General features: G+C 46.4%; 24 protein-coding genes and 1 other annotated feature. Of the genes, 18 read left to right on the top strand and 6 right to left on the bottom strand.

Annotation, left to right across the window (positions count from 1 at the left end):
- Positions 1 to 48 precede the first annotated feature (48 nt).
- The 10 genes from pduL to M3629_RS04690 all read left to right on the top strand — a co-directional run bounded on the left by pduL (position 49) and on the right by M3629_RS04690 (position 9,662).
- The gene (pduL, locus tag M3629_RS04645) at positions 49 to 621 is read left to right on the top strand and encodes a phosphate propanoyltransferase (protein ID WP_251503077.1); all 573 of its coding nucleotides are present in this window, start codon (positions 49 to 51) and stop codon (positions 619 to 621) included.
- 308 nt (positions 622 to 929) lie between these two features.
- Positions 930 to 2,486, top strand: a complete 1,557-nt coding sequence (gene miaB, locus M3629_RS04650) for a tRNA (N6-isopentenyl adenosine(37)-C2)-methylthiotransferase MiaB (RefSeq protein ID WP_251503078.1) — start codon at positions 930 to 932, stop codon at positions 2,484 to 2,486.
- Positions 2,487 to 2,945: 459 nt separating this feature from the next.
- On the top strand, positions 2,946 to 3,359 hold the full coding sequence (locus tag M3629_RS04655) for a RicAFT regulatory complex protein RicA family protein (protein WP_251504558.1): 414 nt from the start codon (positions 2,946 to 2,948) through the stop codon (positions 3,357 to 3,359).
- Positions 3,360 to 3,490: 131 nt separating this feature from the next.
- Complete coding sequence (locus M3629_RS04660; RefSeq protein ID WP_251503079.1) at positions 3,491 to 3,895, top strand: PaaI family thioesterase; 405 nt, start codon at positions 3,491 to 3,493, stop codon at positions 3,893 to 3,895.
- Positions 3,896 to 3,979: 84 nt separating this feature from the next.
- Positions 3,980 to 4,789, top strand: coding sequence for an NUDIX hydrolase (locus M3629_RS04665; RefSeq protein ID WP_251503080.1), 810 nt, complete (start codon positions 3,980 to 3,982; stop codon positions 4,787 to 4,789).
- Between the two features lie 47 nt (positions 4,790 to 4,836).
- A complete protein-coding gene (locus M3629_RS04670; protein WP_251503081.1) occupies positions 4,837 to 5,394 on the top strand; it encodes a cysteine hydrolase family protein in 558 nt (185 codons plus the stop codon).
- Positions 5,395 to 5,486: 92 nt separating this feature from the next.
- Positions 5,487 to 6,941, top strand: coding sequence for a nicotinate phosphoribosyltransferase (locus M3629_RS04675; protein WP_251503082.1), 1,455 nt, complete (start codon positions 5,487 to 5,489; stop codon positions 6,939 to 6,941).
- Between the two features lie 399 nt (positions 6,942 to 7,340).
- Positions 7,341 to 7,985, top strand: a complete 645-nt coding sequence (locus M3629_RS04680; protein WP_251503083.1) for a hypothetical protein — start codon at positions 7,341 to 7,343, stop codon at positions 7,983 to 7,985.
- 13 nt (positions 7,986 to 7,998) lie between these two features.
- Positions 7,999 to 9,006, top strand: a complete 1,008-nt coding sequence (locus M3629_RS04685) for an oxidoreductase (protein ID WP_251503084.1) — start codon at positions 7,999 to 8,001, stop codon at positions 9,004 to 9,006.
- A 92-nt stretch (positions 9,007 to 9,098) separates the two neighbouring features.
- A complete protein-coding gene (locus tag M3629_RS04690) occupies positions 9,099 to 9,662 on the top strand; it encodes a hypothetical protein (protein WP_251503085.1) in 564 nt (187 codons plus the stop codon).
- A 43-nt stretch (positions 9,663 to 9,705) separates the two neighbouring features.
- On the opposite strand, the gene M3629_RS04695 is transcribed toward M3629_RS04690, so the two are convergent.
- Entirely contained in the window at positions 9,706 to 10,224 is a 519-nt protein-coding gene (locus M3629_RS04695) for a MogA/MoaB family molybdenum cofactor biosynthesis protein (RefSeq protein WP_285888169.1), read from the bottom strand.
- A 170-nt stretch (positions 10,225 to 10,394) separates the two neighbouring features.
- On the opposite strand from M3629_RS04695, the gene M3629_RS04700 reads away from it, so the two are divergent.
- From M3629_RS04700 to M3629_RS04720, 5 genes are all read left to right on the top strand, one after another.
- Positions 10,395 to 11,492 carry a CobW family GTP-binding protein gene (locus M3629_RS04700; RefSeq protein ID WP_435368175.1) on the top strand — a complete coding sequence of 366 codons (1,098 nt, stop codon included), beginning with the start codon at positions 10,395 to 10,397 and terminating at the stop codon, positions 11,490 to 11,492.
- Positions 11,493 to 11,564: 72 nt separating this feature from the next.
- A complete protein-coding gene (locus tag M3629_RS04705) occupies positions 11,565 to 11,900 on the top strand; it encodes a four-helix bundle copper-binding protein (RefSeq protein WP_251503086.1) in 336 nt (111 codons plus the stop codon).
- Positions 11,901 to 11,981: 81 nt separating this feature from the next.
- Positions 11,982 to 12,272 (top strand) — a binding site (T-box leader).
- Between the two features lie 67 nt (positions 12,273 to 12,339).
- The gene (gene argS / locus M3629_RS04710) at positions 12,340 to 14,052 is read left to right on the top strand and encodes an arginine--tRNA ligase (RefSeq protein WP_251503087.1); all 1,713 of its coding nucleotides are present in this window, start codon (positions 12,340 to 12,342) and stop codon (positions 14,050 to 14,052) included.
- Between the two features lie 141 nt (positions 14,053 to 14,193).
- Positions 14,194 to 14,739, top strand: a complete 546-nt coding sequence (locus tag M3629_RS04715) for a hypothetical protein (RefSeq protein WP_154958924.1) — start codon at positions 14,194 to 14,196, stop codon at positions 14,737 to 14,739.
- Between the two features lie 57 nt (positions 14,740 to 14,796).
- The gene (locus tag M3629_RS04720) at positions 14,797 to 15,369 is read left to right on the top strand and encodes a YdcF family protein (protein WP_251503088.1); all 573 of its coding nucleotides are present in this window, start codon (positions 14,797 to 14,799) and stop codon (positions 15,367 to 15,369) included.
- A 194-nt stretch (positions 15,370 to 15,563) separates the two neighbouring features.
- On the opposite strand, the gene M3629_RS04725 is transcribed toward M3629_RS04720, so the two are convergent.
- The gene (locus tag M3629_RS04725; protein ID WP_251503089.1) at positions 15,564 to 17,657 is read right to left on the bottom strand and encodes an ABC transporter ATP-binding protein; all 2,094 of its coding nucleotides are present in this window, start codon (positions 17,655 to 17,657) and stop codon (positions 15,564 to 15,566) included.
- Between the two features lie 12 nt (positions 17,658 to 17,669).
- Complete coding sequence (locus M3629_RS04730) at positions 17,670 to 19,415, bottom strand: ABC transporter ATP-binding protein (protein ID WP_090921082.1); 1,746 nt, start codon at positions 19,413 to 19,415, stop codon at positions 17,670 to 17,672.
- Positions 19,416 to 19,941: 526 nt separating this feature from the next.
- Here M3629_RS04730 and M3629_RS04735 point away from each other — a divergent pair.
- Complete coding sequence (locus tag M3629_RS04735; RefSeq protein WP_123067104.1) at positions 19,942 to 20,241, top strand: HesB/YadR/YfhF family protein; 300 nt, start codon at positions 19,942 to 19,944, stop codon at positions 20,239 to 20,241.
- Positions 20,242 to 20,297: 56 nt separating this feature from the next.
- Positions 20,298 to 20,747, top strand: a complete 450-nt coding sequence (locus tag M3629_RS04740) for an NUDIX domain-containing protein (protein ID WP_251503090.1) — start codon at positions 20,298 to 20,300, stop codon at positions 20,745 to 20,747.
- Between the two features lie 184 nt (positions 20,748 to 20,931).
- Here M3629_RS04740 and M3629_RS04745 read toward each other — a convergent pair whose 3' ends face one another.
- The 3 genes from M3629_RS04745 to M3629_RS04755 all read right to left on the bottom strand — a co-directional run bounded on the left by M3629_RS04745 (position 20,932) and on the right by M3629_RS04755 (position 23,102).
- On the bottom strand, positions 20,932 to 21,444 hold the full coding sequence (locus M3629_RS04745; RefSeq protein WP_145329891.1) for an ADP-heptose synthase: 513 nt from the start codon (positions 21,442 to 21,444) through the stop codon (positions 20,932 to 20,934).
- Between the two features lie 189 nt (positions 21,445 to 21,633).
- Entirely contained in the window at positions 21,634 to 22,077 is a 444-nt protein-coding gene (locus M3629_RS04750) for a DUF441 domain-containing protein (RefSeq protein ID WP_251503091.1), read from the bottom strand.
- Positions 22,078 to 22,082: 5 nt separating this feature from the next.
- Positions 22,083 to 23,102 carry a YpdA family putative bacillithiol disulfide reductase gene (locus M3629_RS04755; RefSeq protein WP_251503092.1) on the bottom strand — a complete coding sequence of 340 codons (1,020 nt, stop codon included), beginning with the start codon at positions 23,100 to 23,102 and terminating at the stop codon, positions 22,083 to 22,085.
- A gap of 179 nt (positions 23,103 to 23,281) precedes the next feature.
- Here M3629_RS04755 and M3629_RS04760 point away from each other — a divergent pair, with 179 nt between their 5' ends.
- The gene (locus M3629_RS04760) at positions 23,282 to 23,875 is read left to right on the top strand and encodes a metalloregulator ArsR/SmtB family transcription factor (RefSeq protein ID WP_251503093.1); all 594 of its coding nucleotides are present in this window, start codon (positions 23,282 to 23,284) and stop codon (positions 23,873 to 23,875) included.
- Positions 23,876 to 23,920 lie beyond the last annotated feature (45 nt).

The following is a 23,920-nucleotide window of genomic DNA, read 5'->3' on the forward strand; positions in this document are numbered from 1 at the left end:
GTTAAGAGCCTGTCTACAGGCCATAGATAAACAAGGAGTGAATTTACGATGAGTAAAACAGTACCTGTGGGCGTATCCGCCCGTCACATTCACGTATCCCAAGAGCACGTTGACATTTTGTTCGGCAAAGGTTATGAACTGACTGAATTTAAACCTCTGTCCCAGCCCGGACAATACGCTGCCAATGAAACCGTAGCGGTCATTGGTTCCAAAGGACAGTTTGATAAAGTACGTATCCTCGGACCTGTTCGTCCGGAAACACAATTGGAAATCTCTATGACGGATTCTTTTGCGATCGGTGTAAAAGCACCTGTGCGTGAATCTGGTAGCATCGAAGGTACACCAGGAATCACGATTAAAGGTCCAGCTGGCGAAGTAACGATTGACAAAGGTGTTATCGTTGCGGCTCGTCACATCCACTTCCACACGTCCGATGCAGCAAAATGGGGCATTGAAGACAAACAAATGTTGAAAGTTCGCATGGGTGGGGATCGTGGCCTAGTACTCGAAAATGTACTGGCTCGTGTATCCGATTCCTTTGCACTGGATATGCACATCGATACAGATGAAGCTAATGCAGCAGGTGCTCGCAATGGCGACACTGCTGAAATCATTGATTAATGAGTTTACACAGCCTTTAGCGTTGCAGTGCAGTATTAAAGGCTGAATATAAGTAAAAATGACCTGAGTACACTGGCAGAGGCGGTTCTTCTTGAACTGTGCGTCAATGTGCTCAGGTTTTTTTGTACAAGGTGGATTAGGGCGGTAAAACCGAGTCATCAGAGCCGTGTTTGCTTGTGGAACTACAGCCCAATTCATGTTATAATTTGCTGTAATGCTCTTTTGAAGCATGAGGAACCAAGTGGTTGTATTTCGTGATGAAAAGAACGCTTTTTATGAATAGAGGCTGTAAGGAGTGACCGAAGGAAATGGCTAAAGACTCAAAAAAGGATTACTCCCAATATTTTGATTTCTCCGATGCCAAAGTAATTTCGCAAGATGAATTCAGCAAAAAGATTAGAATTCGTGGCCGCGAGATTAATATCAAAGCGGAACCGAACCATCGCCAGGAGAAACAAAGGGGCAAAGAGGACATTCAGGTTCTGTATGAAACTGCTGTTCCCGATGAGCTGAAAACGATCGGAAAAGGCAAACATTATATCGTATATACCTACGGATGTCAGATGAATGAACACGACTCTGAGACGATCAAAGGTCTGCTGGAGACAATGGGATATCAAGCTACGGAAGATCGTAAAGTTGCGGATCTCATTTTGCTTAACACGTGTGCGATTCGTGAAAATGCGGAAGACAAAGTGTTTGGCGAACTGGGCCATCTGAAAACACTGAAGCTGGAAAACCCAGGTTTATTGCTTGGGGTATGCGGATGTATGTCTCAAGAAGAAGGTGTCGTTAACCGGATCATGCAGAAGCATGGTTTTGTCGACATGATCTTTGGTACCCACAATGTGCACCGTCTGCCGCACCTGATTCAGGAAGCACTCTTCAGTAAAGAGATGGTTGTTGAAGTATGGTCCAAGGAAGGCGACATCATTGAGAACCTGCCGAAGAAACGTGAAGGCATGCGCGGCTGGGTAAACATTATGTATGGTTGCGACAAGTTCTGTACATATTGCATCGTGCCGTTTACCCGGGGGAAAGAACGTAGCCGTCGTCCAGAGGACGTCATTGCAGAAGTAAGAGAACTGGCTAGACAGGGATTCAAGGAAATTACACTGCTGGGTCAGAATGTGAATGCGTATGGTAAGGATTTTACGGATCTGAAATACACCTTTGGTGACTTGATGGACGATATTCGTAAAATAGATATTCCACGTGTGCGTTTTACAACGAGCCATCCGCGTGACTTTGATGATCACTTGATCGAGGTGCTTGCCAAAGGTGGTAATCTGGTGGAGCACATCCACTTACCGGTGCAATCAGGCAGCACGGAAGTGCTCAAACGGATGAGTCGTAAATATACGCGGGAACACTATTTGAATCTGGCGGCGAAGATCAAAACGGCCATTCCAGACGTTGTTCTGACAACGGATTTCATTGTTGGATTCCCTGGTGAAACGGACGAGCAGTTTGAGGATACACTTTCTCTGGTTCGTGAAGTTGGTTATGATTTTGCCTATACGTACATCTACTCTCCACGCGAAGGTACACCTGCAGCAGTGATGGAAGATAATGTACCGATGGAAGTGAAAAAGGAACGGCTGAAACGCCTGAATGAAACGGTAAACGAGTACAGCCAGCGTAGCAACGAGCAGCAACGTGGCAAGATTGTTGAAGTGCTTGTCGAAGGCGAGAGCAAACGTAATTCAACTGTTCTTGCAGGACGTACACGTAGCAACAAGCTGGTACATTTTGAAGGCTCTAAGGAGCTGATTGGCACTTTTGTACAAGTTGAAATTACCGATCCAATGACATTTTATATTCGTGGCAACTTGCTTACGGAGCCGGTAGCTGCGAACCAGTAGCGGAGGGGTAGGAATCGATTCTGTAGAAGCGAAGCGTTCGCCTTTATCGCCGGATTTTCTCCTTGGAGAAGGGGATCGAAAAAAATCCGGAGATAACAGCGATCGAAAGAACGATCCGAACCCGAAGCGTCCACCCAAGCCTTACTATTACAAAAACTCAACAAGATGAGATTTTCAGGTTCAATATAAGATTTGGACATTGGCTTGAGGTAGCGGAGGGGAAGGAAACGATTCTGTAGAAGCGAAGCGTTCGCCTTTATCTCCGGATTTTCTCCTTGGAGAAGGGGATCGAAAAAATCCGGAGATAACAGCGATCGAAAGAACGATCCGAACCCGGAGCGTCCACCCAAGCCAATGTCCAAACACAATGTTTAACCGCAGTCTCATCCTATATCATCTCATACGAATGGAGCGATCACAGTGGCGCAGGAAGAAGAAGTGCAGTACAACCATTACGGAATGCCAACCTACGATACGCGCAATTTGATCATACGCGACGACATTATGGGAAAGGCCAAAGAACTGGCAGACATGCTCGGAACGAGCGAAGAAGTGAAACAGTTTCAACAGGCGGAAGCCAAAATCAGAGATCATGAGCGTATTCAGCAATTGATCGCAACGATTAAAAAGAAACAGAAAGAAATTGTTGCTTTCGAAAGTTTCAATAACAGTGCGATGGTTAGCAAAATTGAAGCGGAAATTGATGACTTGCAAAACGAACTGGACAGCATTCCGCTAGTAACCGAATTCCAACAGAGTCAAAGTGACATCAATTACCTGCTTCAACTGGTCATCTCGGTGATTCGGGATACAGTATCCGAGAAAGTCAATGTCGAAGCTGGAACGGATTCACCTCCAACCAGCTGCGGTTAAATGAACGGAAGGGTGCGGACGCGGTCCGCGCCTTTTTTGACATCATAGAGATCGCTAAACGCCGAATAGAGCAACGAAAAAGACATCTAGAGTTAGTTAAACAACGTGTAGAATAGAAGGAGAAATGAAACATGAGTATTTTGGACAAAATGGTGGAAGACGGCGATGGCCGATTCTGGGGATTTCTCGGGTGCCGCTATATCAAGGGCAACAAACAAGAAGTCCAAATTGCGCTGACAGCAGGAGAGAATCATACCAACTCCATGGGCATTATTCATGGTGGTGTGTTGACCTCATTGATGGATCAGGCGATGGGCATGGTGGCGACAGCTGCCATGGAGGTCGATAGTTGTGTCACTACAAACCTCAATGTACATTTTCTGGCTCCGATGAGTCAGGGCGAATTAATCGTAACGTCAACCGTGTTGCACCAAGCGGGGCGTAGCATCACGACCCAATCTGAGGTTCGCGATGCCGCAGGCACGCTGGGATGTATGGCTACAGCAACGTTCCGTGTGGCCAAATCGAGAGCCTGAAAAGGGAAAACGGAATCCACTGTTGACAAAAGTTATAATTATGTCATAATGAGATTATCAAAATGAATATAGTCGGTGGTGCCCATGAGCGAAAATAACAAACACGTGAACACTGAATCAGAAAACGATGAACTGGAAGCACGTAATTATAGTTCCAAAAAATATCGTACCCCGGACGGGGTTCCTGCAGATATCGTTATGTTCACCTTGACGAAGCGGGAGCGTAAAACGGTAACGAAAACCCTCCCGATTCGGGAGTTGAAGGTTATGTTAATTAAACGCAAGGGGTGGCCGTTTGCAGGAAGATGGGCATTACCTGGTGGATTTTGCCAAGAAAATGAATCCATTTACGGAGCGGCGAAGCGCGAACTGATGGAGGAGACCGGTGTAGACGGCGGACATCTCGAATATCTAAACGTTTATAGTCAGCCCGGACGTGATCCCAGAGGTTGGATTATCTCTCATGCCTTCTTTGCACTTGTAGAGGAATGGATGCTTGAACACAGGCAGGCAGCAGATGATGCCGAAGATGTAGGGTTGTTTACGATCCAGGAGGCACTGGAAGAACTGGAACTCGCCTTTGATCACAGAACGATCATCGAAGATGCATACAGACGAATTCAGCAACAGATGTTGGAGACCACGATTGCGAGACAGTTTCTGCCGCGCGATTTCACGTTAAGTGAATTATATCAGGTCATCCAGAGTGTTGTACCCGATTTCGAAGAGCCTAATTTTATTCGTAAAATAACATCTACACGCAGCCGTAAAGGGATTGTCGAGGAAGTGCGTGACGATGAGGGCAATCTGGTCAGCTCCAATCAGTACTCCCAGCGTCCGGCACAGCTGTATCGATTCACTGAACTAGTGCCGCGTTTATCGATCTATACGTAAAAAGCGTGTGATGCATTCAACCATATTCAAACAAGGGAGTGTGGACGATGAAAGCATTGATTGTTATCGATTTTACACGAGATTTTGTTACGGGAGCTTTGCCTGTGGGTCAGCCGGCCGTAGAGATTCAGGAAACGGTAGCTGCGATTACCGAGGCGTATCTCGATAATAAAGATGAAGTGATTATGGCAGTAGATTTACATGAAAAAAATGACCCTTATCATCCGGAAACCGTACTTTTCCCGCCTCATAACATCCGTGATACAGAGGGAAGACAGCTATATGGTCGTCTTGCCGAAGTAATGGAGAAGCATGCGAATGAAATTCGGTGGATGGATAAAACGAGATATAGCGCGTTCTGCGGAACAGACCTGGAGCTGAAGCTGCGCGAACGAGGCATAACGGATATTGCTTTAATCGGGGTATGTACAGATATATGTGTATTACATACCGCTGTGGACGCCTATAACAAAGGATTCCATATTACGATCTATGAGGACGCTGTAGCCAGTTTTAACCCTGCAGGGCATGAATGGGCACTTGGACACTTTCGTTCCAGCATGGGGGCGCAGGTGGTTAAGGCAAGTGAAACGATTTTGGCCTGATTCGCCACCGAACATTGCGGTGTAATCAGCTTTAAGCCCGTATTTTCAGGAATGATCTGAGAAACGAGCGGAAGTCAGAGAGGATGAGACAAATGCAGACAACAAGCCTGGCTTTACATACGGATAAATATCAGATCAACATGATGTATGCGCACTGGGTGAATGGTACACACAAACGGAAGGCGGTATTTGAAGCCTACTTCCGTAAGCTTCCTTTTGGCAACGGTTATGCCGTATTTGCCGGATTGGAACGTATTGTGAATTATATCAGCCAGCTTCGCTTCACGATGGAGGACATCAAGTTTTTATCCAAACAACCAGAGAACTATGACCCGGTCTTTCTGGAGGAATTGCTTCAGTTCTCTTTCCAGGGAACGATTCATTCCATGAAGGAGGGTGCAATTGTTTTTCCTGACGAACCGCTCATTCGGGTTGAAGGAACGATTATGGAAACGCAGTTGGTGGAAACAGCGATACTTAATTTCATGAATTATCAGACACTGATTGCAACGAAAGCATCTCGTATTAAGCAGGTGGCACAGCAAGATACATTGCTTGAGTTCGGAACACGCCGTGCACAAGAGGCGGATGCTGCGATTTGGGGGGCTCGTGCTTCATATGTTGCCGGTTTCCATGCGACATCCAATATGCTGGCTGGTGAACAGTTTGGCATTCCGACAGCAGGCACACACGCACATTCCTGGGTGCAGAGCTTTATGACGGAGCAGGAGGCGTTTGATGCGTATGCAAGAGTGCTACCGGATCAGGTGACGCTTCTCGTGGATACGTTTGATACGCTGAATAGCGGTGTACCTCATGCAATCAAAACAGCCAAGTGGCTGGAGAGCCAAGGCAAAAAGATGAATGCTATTCGTCTGGATAGCGGTGACCTTGCATATCTCTCGATTCAGGCCCGTCAGATGTTGGATGAAGCGGGACTGGACTATGTGAAAATCGTAGCTTCGAATGATCTCGATGAGAATACGATCTTTAACTTGAAAGCTCAAGGTGCACGGATTGACACATGGGGTGTCGGTACACAACTGATTACAGCATCGGATCAGCCTTCTTTGGGTGGAGTCTACAAGCTGGTAGAGCGTGAGGTTAACGGTGAAATGTTGCCAACGCTCAAAATATCGGCCAATCCCGAGAAGGTGTCTACACCGGGTAAAAAAGAAGTCTTCCGCATCATTGATCCGAAGCATGGCAAAGCGATTGCGGATTATATCTGCTATCCGGACGAGGAGCAGCCGCTTCAGGGAGGACCGCTCAAGCTGTTCAACCCGCTACATCCTTATCTGAAAAAAACGGTGACCCGTTATGAAGCAGTTAACATGCTGGAGCCGATTTTTGTGAATGGACGTAAAGTGTACGATCTGCCTACGCTGGATGAAATACGTGCGTATCATAAGGAACAGTTGAATCTTTTCTGGCCGGAGTACCAACGGAAGCTGAACCCGGAGATTTACCGCGTGAATATCAGCCCGGCCGCATGGAATATGAAGCAAAAGCTGATTGCCGAACATGTGAAATCAACGGAAGAGTAATATATCATAAGATGGACTTGAAAATCAGGAAGGCATAACCGGTAGGGATTACTGGCTTATGCCTTTTTGATATGATGATACGATGATGATTTTCAATGAATATGTGTGCAGCTTCATAGAAGTATGTTGGAGGAAGAGGTACACTTTTAATAAGCATATATGTGAAGCGACTTTTGCATAGCGTCCTATTGTCATCTATTGCATCACCTATTCCAAGCGTTTACCCAAATAAGATCAAATCAATTATTTCTCGGGAAAGCGCAGGAAACGCCAAATGCCGCCACATTCCGAAGGGACTTCGACAGGAAGGGGCACCTTAGAAAGAGGTGAACTGGAATGAAAATCAGCTCTGTTTCAAACTTGTGTCGGAAGGGGATGAAAGGTAGAGGAGGGTGACTAATGAGATACATGCTTGGACTACTATGGGTTGCATTTATAGCTTATGCGCTTTTTATGGCGCCGGGGAATTCTCCTGGGAATGATCCGATATTCAAGGAATTACTTACATTGCAGAGCAAGGAACCATGGCTATTGACGGTGTTCTCATGGTTGGGCATTTTTCCGGCTGTGTATGCATGTATTCTACTTCGAAAATCAGTGACAGCATCGAAGGGGCAGCGGATACCGGCATGGCCGTTTGTCCTGTTTTCTTTCGGGCTTGGAGCATTTGCGTTATTGCCCTATTTCGCACTGGTTGCACCATCCCGAATAGGCATTCATGAACCAGTACCAACTGTTAAACAGTCGAAGCGAGGTGTTCCGCGACTGGCATCGCATAAGTTGACTCATCTAATCTTGTTGTTACTAACATTAGGTTCAGCACTTTATGCGTTGACCGAAGGCAATCCCGATCGCTTCGTTGATGCATTTTATCAATCCTCGTTTGTACATATCATGACGATTGATTTCGCAGTACTGACGTTGCTGTCTATGTATGCGATCTTTCGGGATGCCAGAGCGAACGGGCGAACAACAAGCTGGGCGTGGGCAGGATTACTGCCGCTTGCTGGGCCATTATTATATCTGCTCACGGAACGAAAATAAGGAGATGAGACCGATGAAAGAGCAATTTCAGGCTTATGTGATCCGTAAGGAGGATCAGAAGGGAGTCACAGCTAATATCGAGCAGTTGAAAAAAGAGGACCTTCCTAACGGGGATGTGATCGTACAGGTACACTATTCCAGTGTAAATTATAAGGATGGATTAGCATCTCTGGAAGTAGGAGGTGTCATACGAAACTATCCGATGATACCTGGAATCGATATGGCCGGGACGGTAGATGAATCCGTGAGTGGACGTTTTGCGCCTGGGGATCGGGTCATTAGTACGGGGTTTGAACCTGGAGTCTCCCATTACGGGGGATATAGTGAATATGCACGTCTTCGAAGCGAGTGGTTAGTGCCTCTTCCGCAAGGGCTGAGTGAAAAAGAAGCGATGGCTATCGGAACGGCAGGTTTCACCGCCGGACTTTCGGTAGACGCTTTGTTACAAGCGGGGGTAACGCCAGCAATGGGCAAAGTGCTAGTTACTGGGGCTACGGGAGGCGTCGGTAGTATGGCGATAGCTATCCTTGCAAAGCTTGGTTTTGAAGTGACGGCAAGCACAGGTAAAAAGCAGCAAGAAGAGGAACTGCTTCGCAATTTGGGAGCTTCCGAAGTCATTTCACGTGAAGAAGCAGATGCCCCGATCAAGGGGGCCATGGGCAGACAGCAATGGGCAGGCATCGTTGATCCAACCGCGGGGCCAGCACTGGCGGAGCGATTGAAGCAAGTTCAGTATGGCGGAGCTATTGCCGTATCCGGTCTAACTGGAGGAAATCAATTTGAATCAACCGTGTTCCCATTTATTTTACGTGGCATCCAGTTAATTGGTATTGATTCAGTGTATTGTCCTATGGAACGTCGAGAACGAATCTGGAACAAGCTGGGCGGTGAATGGAAGCCAGACCGTGCACTTGCGCTAGGGGTTCAGGAGATAACACTAGAGCAATTGCCGCATACATTAGAGAACATACTACAGGGCGGGGCAGTTGGGCGCACCGTTGTGCGTGTCTCCTCTGAATAAAGCTTACTTGGAATAAAATGTGTATCTCTTAGACATGCTAATTCTACCTTAAAGAGTCACAGTACCGTGGCTCATGGAAAGGAAGGATTAGCATGTTGTCAAAGGAGAAAAGACCTTATCTTATAGCGCAAAATGTAAAACGGTATTTGATGTTAAGTAGCGTGGTACTTCTGAGTGCAGTATCTCTAGCGGCTTGCTCCTCTTCATCTATGGAGCAGGAACGGAAGCTTTATACAGGAGAAGCAACAACGGAAGGGAATTTCAGAGCCAAGCAACAAGGTCACGGCTTAAACGGTACGTTAGCGAGAGAAATGACAAACGGTTTTGCTGCCAAACATATTAAGCTGATGAACAATATGTTCGAGGATGATGCTGATGGTGGCATGTCATATATGTATTTATTAAATGGCAGTGCAAGACATATCGTGAAAGTACACATTTATCGTGACGCGAAAATCCGTGCAGCACGAATGGAAGAAATGTATGGAGAATCTAAAGAAAATGCGGTTCTGGAGAATGCACTGGGCAGAACGACAATCCGTAGCAAAGGGCATGTATCTCTTGTCTACACGGCTTCCGGTGGAGAAAAAGATATGTATGAAAAGGACGTTCTGCCAGTATTTGAACATGTGCTGCAACAAATAAAAGAGCAGTGACATACAAACTGTCCAAGTGAAAAAAACAAACCCGTCTGATAATTCAGACGGGTTTATATATTTCGCGCATCACATGGCGCAGTTCAGGCAAAATAATGCGTTCCATGGCAAGTTTAACGGCCCCGCGAGAGCCAGGCATTGAAAATACAGCTGTACGCCCGATGGTTCCGGCAACTGCCCGGCTGAGAATAGCTGCTGAACCAATATCTTCAGTATAACTTAAGTAACGGAATATTTCGCCAAAGCCTGGCAGTTCTTTGTCCAGAAGGGAAGATACAGCTTCATATGTAGTATCCCTTGGAGCAATACCGGTACCTCCACTTAACAGTACGGCTTCGATATCATCCCGGACAACGGCATCTTGCAAAATCGTCTGAATCCGTTCTGTCTCGTCAGGTGTGATGATATAATTGACAACCTGGTAGCCAGCTTGGTGTAACAACTCATGCATAAGTTGACCGCTTGTATCGGTTTCTTTGGTACGTGTGTCCGAAACGGTAACAACCATGCAGGCCACCGTTTGTGGAGCTTCCTGACGATGCTGTTCAACAGAATTGGTCATTGAAATCCTCCTCAAATAAACATGTCCTCATAGCATAGACCATTCAAATGAATCCGGCAATGAAGTTTTCGTCAACAGAACAGGTATATTGCACAACAATTGAAGGATAGTGTACACTCGCTTAATAGAGTCAGACTAAGGGTACAGATGGGCAGAGAGGTGTGTAAATAATGAGTATCATGAATGAACAAAAATCAAGTATTCCTGTATATATTTTGTCCGGTTTTTTGGGCAGCGGTAAAACGACATTGCTTGTAAAGCTCATTGAACACTGGAAACAGCAGCAGCTTCGTCCTGCTGTGGTGATGAATGAACTGGGTGAAGTGAATCTGGATGGCCAGATCGTAGATGAGGAAGTGCCCATGACAGAAATGTTGGGCGGATGCATCTGCTGTACTGTACGAGGAGATCTCGGGCTGCAACTGGCAGACCTCGTTCAAGAAGAGTCACCTGATGTTATTGTGATTGAGGCAACGGGCGCAGCGAATCCGATGGAAATTTTGGATGCGGTGACGGAAACTTCTCTATATATGCGTTTGGAGCTGAAAAGTTTGATCACCGTAGTGGATGCGGCTCATCTGTCGGGTCTGTATCAGGAGCAAAAAGGAAAAACCTTCAAATTGATGCAAGAACAGATTCGTTGTGCTTCGGTGTTGCTTTTGAATAAAACGGATCGGGTTCAAGAACAGCAACTGCAGGACTTGGAAGAGCTTCTGAACAAATGGAATGGCTTCGCCCCCGTAATTCCATCGGTCAAATGTGAGGTTTCCATGGAACAATTGCTTCATAGTGGTTCCGACGTTCACATTCACCCATCCAATATAGCAGGCGATGAATCGAAAAATGAAGGAAAGACTCATGTGCATACAGATGCTTGCCGTACTAATGGATGCAATCATGGACATGATCAAACGGATCAAAGTGACGGTAACCATTCAAGCGACCACCACGAGCATTCTGTCAAGCCACACACATCACATGATCATGTCATGGTATACACACATTATTTCAGTCAACCTGTGAATAGCGAAGCATTCGAACAGTTTGTGGCTAGCTTGCCGCGTGACGTATATCGGGCAAAAGGAATCCTTTCGTTTAGCGATACCGCAAGCAGGTTCTGGTTCCAATATGCTTATCGTGAGTCGGATTACATGAAGATCACACCTCAAGGAGACGTTCCGAATGTAGCTGTGTTTATCGGTGAGCATTTTGATCAAACGGCCATCCGTGAACAATTGCTGGAATTGGAAGCGGTCAACCAAGACTAGGTTAATGGTTCAAAGTTGCTCCCGGATGGGTATTAAGAAGCATAGCAAACTTTGCCTGGGAGGTAACTTTAAATGACACAACAAAAATACCAACAATGTATCGATGCTTGCCTGGAGTGTATGAATGCTTGCAACGTATGTTACATATCGAGTCTGAAAGAATATGATTTGGCAATGCTTCGTGACTGTATTCGTCTGAACCGGGAATGTGCTGATATCTGTGCATTTGCAGCGCAAGCCATGACACGCGGAAGTGATTTCATCGGTGAAATCTGTGAATTGTGTGTCAAAGCTTGTGAAGCCTGTGCGGCAGAATGTGGTAAACATGGACATGATCATTGTCAGGCCTGCGCTGAAGCTTGCCGTAGATGTGCTGAAGCTTGCCGTTTAATGTCTGCGGTTGCTTAAATTATCTATGTTATCACTTTAAAAGAACAGGGTTGCTAATCCATACCAGGATATGTATAATGATCTGAAATGATCGAAACAGCAATATCCGTGATCGGGAGAGTAGCCCAGAATCAACCATGACAGCGAGCCGGGACAGGTGTAAGCCGGTATGTGATGAACTGTGTGAAGCGCACCCGTGAGATGGTTACCCGAAGCCATGTAAAGGCTCCATTTGGAGTTCGTTGTATATGGATTTGAGGGTAATCCGGCATGCAACCGTTATTTGCACCGAGCGGATCGGTTACACCTTCTTGCAGCATGCTGTAATACAGGTTACCGTTCACTTAGAGTGGTACCGCGGGAACTGTAAACACAGCTCTCGTCTCTTATTTGAAGAGACGAGAGCTTTTTTGCGTTTATTTTAAGGCATATATCATGCAGAGAAGGAGTGTTAGATGTGTTATTGAAGCAGGCTGCAACTCAGATTGCCCCGTTAACCGGGCTCACACTAGAAGAAGTATTGAGATTATTGGAAGTCCCGCCGCAGGAGGAGATGGGAGATGCTGCATTTCCCTGTTTTACGTTAGCCAAGTCGTTAAGAAAGGCACCGGTCGTTATTGCTGGAGAAATTGCCGTTGCATTACAGACGGAGGGTATGGATGCTACAGCAGCAGGTCCTTATGTGAACATTCGTTTTGACCGGAATGTCTTGGCGCCCCAATTGCTCGAGGAAGTGGGTAGCGAGACATTTGGTAAACTGCATCTCGGGCAAGGAGCACGTGTTGTTATTGATATGTCCTCACCTAACATCGCGAAACCTTTTGGCATTGGACATTTGCGTTCCACTGTTATTGGTGCAGCGTTGTATCGTTTATATAACGAAGCGGGTTATACCTCGATAAGTGTGAATCACCTAGGGGACTGGGGGACGCAGTTTGGCAAGCAAATCACGGCATATAAGCGGTGGGGAAACGAAGAGATGTTACAAGCAGATCCGATTCGTAATTCTCTCGAACTATACGTTCGTTTTCATGATGAAGCAGAGAAAGATCCATCTCTCGAAACCGAAGCACGGGAATGGTTCCGTAAGCTGGAGCAGGGGGATGAAGAAGCGCAGCGTTTATGGACTTTCTTCGTAAAGGTGAGTATGCAGGAGTTTAACCGGATGTATGAACGCTTAAATGTGGATTTTGACCATACGCTGGGTGAGAGCTTTTATAATGACAAGATGGGTGCAGTTGTGGAGGAACTTCAGGTCAAGGAGTTGCTACAGGAAAGTGACGGTGCTCTCGTTGTACGGCTGGATGAAGAGAACATGCCGCCATGTCTGATTATTAAAAAAGATGGAACGACGATCTACCCAACCCGGGATTTGGCAACAGCAATCTATCGTCATGATGTGATGCAGGCAGATAAGTTGTTGTACGTCGTTGGTGGGGAGCAGAGCCTTCACTTCCGTCAAGTATTTACGGTATTGTCCAAGATGGAGTATGGCTGGGCAGACCATTGTGAGCATATTCCGTTTGGTCTAATGCGTTTCGAGGGGCGGAAGATGTCCACACGCCGGGGAAAGGTTGTTTTTTTACAGGAAGTACTGGATGAAGCCGTCGCTCGTGCCCTGCAAATTATTCAGGAAAAAAATCCGAATCTGGAGCAGGCTGAGCAGGTAGCCGAAGCCGTTGGTGTAGGGGCGATTATCTTTGGTGATCTGCGCAACAATCGCATGAATAACATTGATTTTTCGCTGGAGGATGCGGTAAGTTTTGAAGGGGAAACTGGCCCTTATGTGCAATATACCCATGCCCGAATTCAAAGTGTCCTTGCCAAAGCCGCTAATGTGTCACGTGATGAACAGGAAATGGATTTGGACACGGACCAGATGAATAACCCTCCAACGGCTATTGTGGGCGATACCTCTTGGGCGTTGCTGAAATTGCTGAGTGACTATCCGTCTTATCTGGAAAAAGCTGTGCTTCGCAACGAACCATCCGTGATTGCTAAATACACGATAGACGTTGCCCAAGCCTTCAACCGGTTTTATCATGCTGAACGAATTGCGGATGCACCGTCAGGTGTCAGAGCTTTTCGGGTGGAATTGGCCAAACATACCGCCAAACGGTTGGCGTACAACTTGTCTTTATTGGGCGTACGTGCTCCCGAGCAGATGTGATCTAAGTTCAGATTGCGAAAACAGGAGGGAATCCGAAGTTATGCGCTGGCTTTTACGGCAACTTGAATGTTGTTTGCAGTTTCGTTACGATAGAGACATAATAAACAGCCAAGGTGCACGGATAGAAAGGAGCGCTCGCATATGCATAACACGGATTTCCAGAATGATTTCATGCTGGACAGCGAACACTCCAAGGAATTGTTTGCCTATTACGGCTTGGCCGTATATTATGGACAGGCGCTGGAACAGCAACTGGTTAATCTTATTTTGTTAACTAAAATGTCACAAGGCAAGGTGGTAACTGAGGAGGAACTAGAGGAGCTGTACGAGCGGAAGATGAGTAGTTCACTGGGGCAACTTATTCATGAAGCACGGCATCATTTTACGTTTTCCGAAGAAGAAATAAGCAGTCTGAATGAATTATGGCAGCAACGAAATCGGATTGTGCATCATTATTTCAAAGAGCGCATTCATGAAACCTTCAGTCCGGAAGGTCGGACACGTATGATTAAGGAATTGCAAGATTTTAAAGAACGTGCACAGGAACTGGAGCTCGTACTCCAGCAATATATAGGTGCCTGGATGGCAGCATTGGGACTAAAGGATGAGTCTGCGGCAGCATGGGTTGCTCTGGAACGAATGCATGCGGCGAGATTTCAGGAACGTGGGCCAGATGAGGAATTATGAGTGACAAACATTCAATCAAAACGTAGCTGTAAAGGTATCACAAAACGGAGTGTAGTTATGGGGTTGGCATCGTTGCTCTTATTTATTCTCATCTGGGCAGTGGTCACAGCCGCAAGTATTCTCTCGTATATGCATGAAAGCTCACCAAGAACATCTGATGCAGCGATTGTGTTGGGTGCAGCGGTGCAAGGAGATATTCCCTCGCCGGTATTCCGTGAACGAATTGAACAAGCCATAAGGTTATATAGAGCAGGCACAGTTCGTAACCTCATTTTTACTGGGGGCTCCAGTCAAGAAGGTATTCCTGCTGAAGCTTTGGTCGGACGCCAGTATGCTCTTACGCAAGGCGTGAAACCGGAGCACATTCAGGTGGAGGACAAGTCGGTAATCACCCAAGAGAATCTTATATATGCGCTGGAAATAGGTAAGAGGGAAGGTTATCGTACCTACACTATTGTCAGCGACCCTCTGCATATGAAACGTTCCATGAAAATGGCAGCCGAACTTGGCATGGACGCCGTACCATCTCCTACACAAACGACCGCGTATCACAGCTGGAGTACGCAAATCCCGTTCCTTGTCCGAGAAATAATGATGTATATGGGATATACAGTTAGAGGCTGGACTTAGAGGGCGAACTTAAAAGTGAAGAGACGGTCTTTTATTATAAGGTGAAGATATTGTCGTAGAGCAATAATAAAACCCGTTCTGTCAGTAACCTGAAGGCTACTGTATAGAACGGGTTTTATGTGTTGTTTTAATGCTGGCCGGATGTCCTTGTTGACGAAATATGTTCTGCTAAATGATAGCGAAAGAGAAGAAAATTACACATTTCCTCCGGCGAGTGATGGCGAAGATGTACTAAAAGCATCAGCTGAACGAGTCGAGCCATCGGCCATGGCTTCGCCTTGAGCCCCTTGTTGCAATTGATACATCTGATAGTACCGGCCTTTCAGCTCCATCAACTCATCATGCGCACCTTGCTCTACAATTTTTCCGCGATGCAGCACGAGAATCTGATCTGCAGAGCGAATGGTTGACAGACGATGGGCGATGATGAAAGTAGTACGTCCTTTTTTGAGGACTTCCAGCGCGTTCTGGATCAAAGCTTCCGTCTCCGTATCAATGTTGGCGGTGGCTTCGTCCAGAATCAGGATCGCGGGATCGAAGGCGAGTGCGCGTGCAAAAGAAATCAACTGCCGCTGACCAGCAGACAGTGTGCTCCCTTTCTCAACTACCGGCTCGTCAAAACCTTGTGGCAGATGCGCCAAAATACGTTCTGCACCTACATCACGCAATGCCTGCTCAATGCGCTCCCGGGATATTTTTTCATCACCCAGACTGACATTGGAAGCAATCGTGCCTGTGAAGAGATAGGGGTCTTGCAGTACGATCCCCATGTGCTCACGAATCCACTGCTTCGGCAATTCCTTAACGTTCTGTCCGTCAATCGTGATTTTGCCTTTTTGCGGATCATAAAACCGGAACAGTAGATTAATGATCGAACTTTTACCGGAACCGGTGTGACCCACGAGTGCCACGGTCTGACCTTGTGAAGCTTTGAACGAGATGTTATTCAGCACATAATCCTTTTTATAAGCGAAAGACACATCGTCAAAGACGACATTACCTTTGTATCTCGGCATAGATCCGTCCGTTACCGGTTCTCCTTTTTCGTCCATCAGCTCAAATACACGGCCGGCGGAGACTAGGGAGGAGTCCAGGTTCGCAAGTTGGTTCACCATACCGATGATCGGCTGGAACAACCGACCGAGAACATCAACAAAGGCATACAATACACCGAGTGAAATAATACTTGTGCCCGTTATCGCACCTGCTCCAAAGTACCACAGAACTACGGCAAAGGCGATATTCCGCAACACATTCACCAGGTTATGAGAGGTAAAGGCATTCAGATTGAGCATTTTGTTCTGATGTTTCATATAGTCTTCATTCAGTTCTTCGAATTCCTGGCGAGTTTGCTTCTGGCGACGGAACACACGAATGATGGACATGCCCTGAATGGACTCGTTAATGATTGCATTAATCTCACTCAGTCGCGAGCGAATGATTGTATTGTATCGGGTGGCGAATTTGCGATAGAGCACAATCCATGCAATGAGCATCGGTACAACGAATAGTGAAATCAAACCCAGACGTACATCGAGCAGGAAGAGAGCGATATAAACTCCTGTTATCGTAATAATGCCTGAGAAAAAGTTGGACAGTACCGCCACAAACAGATCTTTGACGGCTTCGGTATCATTAGTGACCCGAGAAACGACCTTACCTGCGGGCAGGTTATCAAAAAAGTTCACGGGCAACCGCTGAATGTGCGCATACACATCGTTCCGCAGCCGTTGAATGACCTTGTTGGCAGAGGATTGCAGCCAGAAGGTTTTACCAAACTCCATAATAACCGAAATGACAAGGAAGATCAGATAATACACAATTAATTGATAGATGCTTGGCATCTCGGGTTTGTAAAAGGCAAATAGTTCACCGGCAGACAGCGGCACAGCCGCGTATTGCCCCGTAACTTCACCTGCGCGAGTTATGGTTAAGGTTCCGTTGGCATAGGAACGATCGCCGTCAGGAGCATTGACCGGCTCGCCGACGAAATAAAAGCTTTTGCCGGCTTGCAGTACGCGTACCTCGGCTCCTTTGGTTTCGTCTGGTGCAAACAAACCTTCACGTTTATAATTTTTCCCTTGATAAACGGCGGCTTCTTCCGAAGCTTCCGTCTCATAAAATGGCTGCTCAATGGCGAGCAGGTGATTATCAATCATGGATTTGGCGATAAAGGGTCCGGCGAGTTCAGCCGCAACTCCAATCGTCAGCATGATTAAGGCAGCGATGAATGTGCCTTTGGCTTTCAAGGCGTAATCCAGCAACCTTTTACCTGTATTGGACTTCAAATGAGTTACCTCCTACGTGGACAGATTGGACTCGACCTGTTGCCGTTCATATTGTTCACGGTACCAGCCATTCTTGGCGAGTAGTTCCTGATGAGTGCCTTCTTCCGTAATTTTACCGTGCTCCAGCACGATGATCCGATCTGCGTGTTCGATAGCTGACAAGCGATGTGTCGAGATCAGTGTTGTTTTGCCAGCGCGTTTGTTGCGAATATTTTCAATGATTTTAGCTTCTGTGCGAGCGTCAACAGCAGACAGGGCATCGTCAAGAATAAGGATATCCGGATCAGCGATAAAAGCCCGAGCCAGAGATACCCGTTGTTTCTGTCCACCGGACAAAGCGATACCTTTTTCACCTACAAGTGTATCGAGACCGTCAGACAACGTTCCGAGATCGCCGTCAAAAGCAGCGGTGCGAATCGCTTCCATAATGACATCATCAGACGCGTTTGGCTTACCAAATTGAATGTTCTGACGAACGGATTTGGAGAACAATACTTGTTCCTGTGGTACGTATCCGATCCAGCTGTGCAGGTCATCCTTCGCAATATCCTCAATGGAATGTCCTGAAATGCTGAGCGTACCTGATCCAGCAGGGTATTCGTGCAGCAATTGTTTGAGCAGGGTGGATTTACCACTTCCCGTGCGTCCTACCACGCCAAGTGTCTGTCCGCGTTGAATAGTAACATTGATATGACTGAGGTTATCCACGGTAGAGGTTGGATAGCGGAATGTCACATCATTCATGACGATCTCATCCGGCTGCGTAATATGAACAGGATGTTCTTTGTCCTGAACAGCAGGCTCTACGGATAACGTTTCGTTCACCCGATCCAGAGAAGCACTGCCCCGTTGCATGAGGTTAATTAGTTCACCGATAGCAAACATCGGCCAGATCATCATCCCCAGGTACATGTTGAACGATACGAGGTCTCCCAGGGTGATTTCATTGTGGAATACAAGATAAATGCCGTAGGCCAGTGCAATGACGTAACTCAGACCTACGAATAGTCGAATGGTTGGTTCGAATAAAGCATCCATCCGGGCAACCGCTAAGTTTTTGCGATATACATCTTCCGTGACATCAGCAAATCGTTTCTCGTCCAGACGTTCCTGAACGTACGCGCGTACAACACGGATACCTGCAATGGACTCTAACACCTGATCGTTCATATCACCAAAGGCATCCTGTGCCAACGTATAACGTTGATGCACTGCTTTACCATAGATCATCATAGCGATGGCGATAAAAGGCAGGGGCAGAATTGCAGCCAAGGTCAGCTTCCAGCTGACGAGGAAACCCATGGCAAACAGTACAGTTAAGAGAAATGCTGTGGAGTCTGTTAACGTGAGCATACCGAAACCTGCGGTTGTAGCAATAGAACGAAGGTCATTGGTGGCGCGAGCCATGAGATCTCCGGTTCTGTTTTTTTCGAAAAAGGGTGGTGTCATTCGCAGCAAGTGATCCATGAAGCGGGAGCGTAGCAACCGTTCTACGAGATTGGCTCCGCCGAATAATTTGTGCATCCATATGTACGTAATCAGATAGATAATAATGACCGTCCCAAGAATAAGTGCGATGTAAAACGTTAATGAGGTGCTTGTGATAGAGCCGCGTACGATCTCGTCGATGGCGTTCCCCAGAAGGCGCGGAGGCAGCAATTCAGCAATCCCCACAAGAATGAGCAAAATGACACCAACCAGGTATCTTTTGCGTTCCAGCCTGAAGAACCAGGCCAGGTTTTTAAGTACAGAGAACAAGTGTTATCCCTTCCTTTCGATGTGCAAGAAGTGCAAAGTTTCGTTCAGAATGACAGCTAAAGCTTGCTAAGGCTCATTCAAGCGCAGTTCAATCCAATAAAAAGCCCACAAAAAAAGACACACCGCACGCAGGCGGTATGTCTTATATCTTCATACGGCAGCATGACTCCAAGAGCAGAGCCGCCGCCGTACATAAGGTATTGTGAGCGAGCTTGACAGGGGTCTGATAAACAAGAGACACCTGAAGCGCTGTCTTATGAACGGAAAAGTGATTTCGGGGATACTCCGGTATTTAATTGTGTGTGAATGTGAACCAACTTATGTGTGTTAAACACCGTAATCACCCTTTCTTGTTAATGGAAATAAATACAATGTAGACCTCGTATGTTTGCATCTTACCACCCGTTTTTACAATCTGTCAAACATTTTTCACAAGATCGTATGCGTGTTTATGATTTGCAGGTTTGTGTTCAAGCCGCTCTAGCGATATGATGTAACATATATATACAAAAGGAGCTGACATCATATGAGTACTATACATGTATCCGACCAAGCAGCCCGCTGGTACAAAGAAGAATTGAACTTGAATGAAGGAGACAGCATTCGCTTTTTTGCTCGTTACAGCTCTGGCGGAGGTCTTCATCCGGGTTTTTCACTGGGAATTGCCGTTGAAAAACCGAGACATCCTGCGGATCAAACGGAAGTTTCCGGTATTCAATTTTTTATGGAAGATCATGATTACTGGTATCTGAAAGGGCATCAGTTGCATGTAGATGTCGTAGAGGATGGCCGGGATATTGAATATCGTTATACTGAAGTGCAGTAAACACTAACCCATAACTGGAAAGTAAATACCGTCTTTTTTAAAAGGAGGGATGAGGAGTGGATCTGCCGGCACGGGATATTGGGCAATATATTGCGAAACGTGCGAATATTGTAGTCAAAGCAGCCATAATGGCTACGAATGAACAAGGTGAGCTGCTGCTCATCCAGCATGCGGAACAGGGGCATTGGCGATTGCCTGTTGGAGAGATGCGTCCTGGTGAATCCATTGAAGAGGCGGCGCATCGTGAACTTTGGGAAGAGACAGGGTGGACTACGGAATCCGTCAACTTTGAGGCGCTATACTCTGGCCCTGAGTTGCGGCAAGTGCATGCGAACGGGGATGAGGAATACTATGTCATTGCCTTATTCAAAGCTCTAATTATTCATGATCACCTTGTGGAAGCACGGGTAAACAGCGATGCGGGATTGAAGTTTTTTGATCCGAATGCACTTCCTCCGATGAACAGCATCAGCCAAACGATATTGGAACAGTCTGGCTTGAAGTAATACGTTTTGCAGGCGGTACGAACGTTTGAAGTAACAGGATAAACTTCAGTGTATACATTGGTGAATCTGTAGTGTATGCAAAGCCAACTTGAAGATGAATCTATAGTGTCTGAACTCAAAAAGACCTCAACTGCCACTGTACAGTGGCAGTTGAGGTCTTTTGCATTTTTTTGTGTTTTTTGGATTATACCTGATCCAGCGGTTCATCATCCATTGCAAAATCGAAATCATCGATATCAAACACCTGAACAGGTGATTCGGACTCAATGATCCGGGCGATTAACTCCACTTGATCGGTCAAAATCGGAATGCCAAGACGTTGGGATGTGAGAATAAGCTCTGTCTCTATCGGATCAAAATATTCTCCATATTGAGCGGTATCCATGGCGTTAATAATCGTAATGGAGGCCTGATCACCAAATAGAATGGCCGGGCTTTTTGCCCATGGTACCGCCAGGGCGCGCTCAATCTTTTTCTTATTTAAGGGCTCCTCAAAGTAGGAGATTAATTCATTGATCTTGGCTTTAACATGCTGATCATCTGTGGGATTATCCATCATGGGGTCAGCACTGCTCTGAAATTCATATAGTTCAAGGATGGTGGTGTAAGGAACGATATATTCCACAGGCGCCGGAGGCGCAAGCAATTGACCGTAAATAGCCACCATCACGGCTTCGGTAACAAAGGGACGTGACATGGTTCCTGAATCCTCCTGAGGACGATAAACGTCGTGAAGTGCTGAATGAGTTCATCTGACAAGGTGAGAAAGATGCCCATTCCCTGTTGCAAAATTCATGTATCGGTTTGCATGAATAGAAGTATAGCACAGAGCGGTGGGAAATACAGCCAGTTTGCAAAAGCATACACGATTACCGTACCGAACGGTTCAGGATTTACCTAAAAGCAGGGACAGGATGCCCGCTGCGATCAAAGGCCCGACAGGTACACCTTTGAACAAGGCAACGCCAAGAACTGTACCGATCAAAAGGCCTGCCACAACTGTTGGCTGTGTGCTCATCAGCGATGCGCCGCGACCGCCCAGATAAGCTACAAGCAAACCAACACCAATGGCGAGTAGTGACTTCCAGTGCAGAAACGATTCACCAATGGTCTGCAAGCTCATTTTACCGCTGGCGAGAGGAGCCATTACACCAACTGTCAGAATGATAATACCTAGTGTGAGCCCGTATTTTTCAAGCCAGGGAAAGGCTTGATTGACATTAAGTACACGAAGCAGTAACAGGAATACCATCGCTACAGTTACAGGTGTATTACTGCTGATGATGCCAAGCGCTGCGAACACGAGCAACAGGAGGGAGGTCATATCCATGGATTTCATTGCTCCTCAGACTGATCATGATTCTTGCTGCCACGATGTTCTGTTTTGCTAATGATATGTTCAGCAATGTAACGTCCATGCCAGCGGCCTGATTCGATGAATACTTCATTGGCATTACGCCCCGAAGCGATAACACCGCCCACATAAACACCTGGTACACTGCTTTCCATTGTTTGCGGATCATACAATGGCTTATCCATATCCTCAGACATCTCTGCTCCAATGGAAGCAAGCAACTGGCGGTCAGGTCTGAAGCCGGTCATGGCAAGCACGAAGTCATTTTCAAGTTCACTTTCCGAGCCATCTGTGTGCACAATTCGAATGGAATCATCCAGAATTTCATTGACACGCGAACCGAGATGAAGCGTAATGCGGTTTTTCTGCACCATACTTTCGAATAACGGTCGAACCCAAGGTTTAATGTGCTCAGACAGACCTGTACCGCGGTATACCATATCAATATGAGCGCCAACCCGGACAAGCTCCATCGCGGCGTCAACCGCTGAGTTACTTCCGCCAATGATAGCCACACGTGTATTGGTATATGGGTGTGCCTCGCGGAAGTAATGCGTGACTTTATCCTTTTCTTCACCTGGAATGCCGAGGTAATTCGGGTGATCGAAATAGCCGGTAGCCACGACGACATGTCGCCCTTGATGTACAATGGTTTCACCACGCCGATTAACCGTATGTACCTCGAAGGTGCCGTCTTCCTTACGCTGGATCTCACGGGCTTCCTCATAATTATGAATACGCAGGCCGAAATGTTCGGCTACTTTGCGATAATAGGCAAGTGCTTCATAACGAAACGGCTTGTCATTGGCCGAACTGAACGGCACGTTCCCGATCTCCAGCAACTCCGCCGTACTGAAAAATTGCATGTGAGTTGGGTAGAGATAGATGGACTGTACGATATTGTGTTTCTCGATAATGACAGCGGACAATCCTACCCGCTCGCATTCAATGGCAGCGGACAGACCGCATGGGCCTCCGCCAATAATAATGACATCTTCCATGTTCTTAATCCTCCTTCATTACAAGCAATATAATCCTACCGTAAATAACACTTCAATGCCAGTTCTGCAAGACAGCACAATGTAATGAACATTCAAAAAATAAATTGAATTGACTTCCAGATGAATAAAGACTAGTATCAAATTAGATGATCATCTAATTAAATGTGAGGTGTACGTTGATGCAGCTTGAAAAAATTGTGGCCTATCATAAAGCCTTGGCTGATCCTACCCGGCTCCGAATGCTTCTGTTGCTTTCCGAAGGAGAACTGCATGGTCAAGCGCTGGCGGAGCGTCTTAACTTGTCTCAGCCGACGGTGACTCATCATGCTGCCAAGCTGAGAGAAGCTGCGCTTATTCAAGAGCGACGGGAGAAAAATACGGTTTATTTTACCCTGAACCCTTCGTTCATTCGCGAACATGCCCAGGCTTCAGTTGATTTTATTTTCAAAAGAAAGGAGCAGTCTGATATGACAGATGTGAACGAAACCCTGAAAACGTCTATCATGAGGAACTTTTTTTCCAAGGATGGCCGGCTTCGTCAAATTCCTGCACAGTACAAGAAAAAACTGGTTGTGCTTGAATATCTGGTGGAACAATTAGAGTTTGGACGCAAGTACAGCGAGAAAGAAATCAACACGTTTATTCAAGAATACCATGAGGATTTTGCAACCCTTCGCAGGGAGTTTATCATGCATCAGTTCATGTACCGCGAAGACGGAGTGTATGAACTAAACCCTCGAGAAATGTGGACGAGATGGGATCAAGTGAAATAAAGAGTGAATAGCTACAAAAAACAATGGGCTTGACAAACGCACAAC

The organism is Paenibacillus polysaccharolyticus (assembly GCF_023714295.1).
Taxonomy (GTDB): Bacteria; Bacillota; Bacilli; order Paenibacillales; family Paenibacillaceae; genus Paenibacillus; species Paenibacillus polysaccharolyticus_A.

What these genes read in the sequence shown, in the direction of transcription:
- pduL (WP_251503077.1), top strand. Translation starts at nt 49, where the DNA reads ATGAGTAAAACAGTACCTGTGGGCGTATCCGCCCGTCACATTCACGTA.
- miaB (WP_251503078.1), top strand. Translation starts at nt 930, where the DNA reads ATGGCTAAAGACTCAAAAAAGGATTACTCCCAATATTTTGATTTCTCC.
- M3629_RS04655 (WP_251504558.1), top strand. Translation starts at nt 2,946, where the DNA reads ATGCCAACCTACGATACGCGCAATTTGATCATACGCGACGACATTATG.
- M3629_RS04660 (WP_251503079.1), top strand. Translation starts at nt 3,491, where the DNA reads ATGAGTATTTTGGACAAAATGGTGGAAGACGGCGATGGCCGATTCTGG.
- M3629_RS04665 (WP_251503080.1), top strand. Translation starts at nt 3,980, where the DNA reads ATGAGCGAAAATAACAAACACGTGAACACTGAATCAGAAAACGATGAA.
- M3629_RS04670 (WP_251503081.1), top strand. Translation starts at nt 4,837, where the DNA reads ATGAAAGCATTGATTGTTATCGATTTTACACGAGATTTTGTTACGGGA.
- M3629_RS04675 (WP_251503082.1), top strand. Translation starts at nt 5,487, where the DNA reads ATGCAGACAACAAGCCTGGCTTTACATACGGATAAATATCAGATCAAC.
- M3629_RS04680 (WP_251503083.1), top strand. Translation starts at nt 7,341, where the DNA reads ATGAGATACATGCTTGGACTACTATGGGTTGCATTTATAGCTTATGCG.
- M3629_RS04685 (WP_251503084.1), top strand. Translation starts at nt 7,999, where the DNA reads ATGAAAGAGCAATTTCAGGCTTATGTGATCCGTAAGGAGGATCAGAAG.
- M3629_RS04690 (WP_251503085.1), top strand. Translation starts at nt 9,099, where the DNA reads ATGTTGTCAAAGGAGAAAAGACCTTATCTTATAGCGCAAAATGTAAAA.
- M3629_RS04695 (WP_285888169.1), bottom strand. Translation starts at nt 10,224, where the DNA reads ATGACCAATTCTGTTGAACAGCATCGTCAGGAAGCTCCACAAACGGTG.
- M3629_RS04700 (WP_435368175.1), top strand. Translation starts at nt 10,395, where the DNA reads ATGAGTATCATGAATGAACAAAAATCAAGTATTCCTGTATATATTTTG.
- M3629_RS04705 (WP_251503086.1), top strand. Translation starts at nt 11,565, where the DNA reads ATGACACAACAAAAATACCAACAATGTATCGATGCTTGCCTGGAGTGT.
- M3629_RS04715 (WP_154958924.1), top strand. Translation starts at nt 14,194, where the DNA reads ATGCATAACACGGATTTCCAGAATGATTTCATGCTGGACAGCGAACAC.
- M3629_RS04720 (WP_251503088.1), top strand. Translation starts at nt 14,797, where the DNA reads ATGGGGTTGGCATCGTTGCTCTTATTTATTCTCATCTGGGCAGTGGTC.
- M3629_RS04735 (WP_123067104.1), top strand. Translation starts at nt 19,942, where the DNA reads ATGAGTACTATACATGTATCCGACCAAGCAGCCCGCTGGTACAAAGAA.
- M3629_RS04745 (WP_145329891.1), bottom strand. Translation starts at nt 21,444, where the DNA reads ATGTCACGTCCCTTTGTTACCGAAGCCGTGATGGTGGCTATTTACGGT.
- M3629_RS04750 (WP_251503091.1), bottom strand. Translation starts at nt 22,077, where the DNA reads ATGGATATGACCTCCCTCCTGTTGCTCGTGTTCGCAGCGCTTGGCATC.
- M3629_RS04755 (WP_251503092.1), bottom strand. Translation starts at nt 23,102, where the DNA reads ATGGAAGATGTCATTATTATTGGCGGAGGCCCATGCGGTCTGTCCGCT.
- M3629_RS04760 (WP_251503093.1), top strand. Translation starts at nt 23,282, where the DNA reads ATGCAGCTTGAAAAAATTGTGGCCTATCATAAAGCCTTGGCTGATCCT.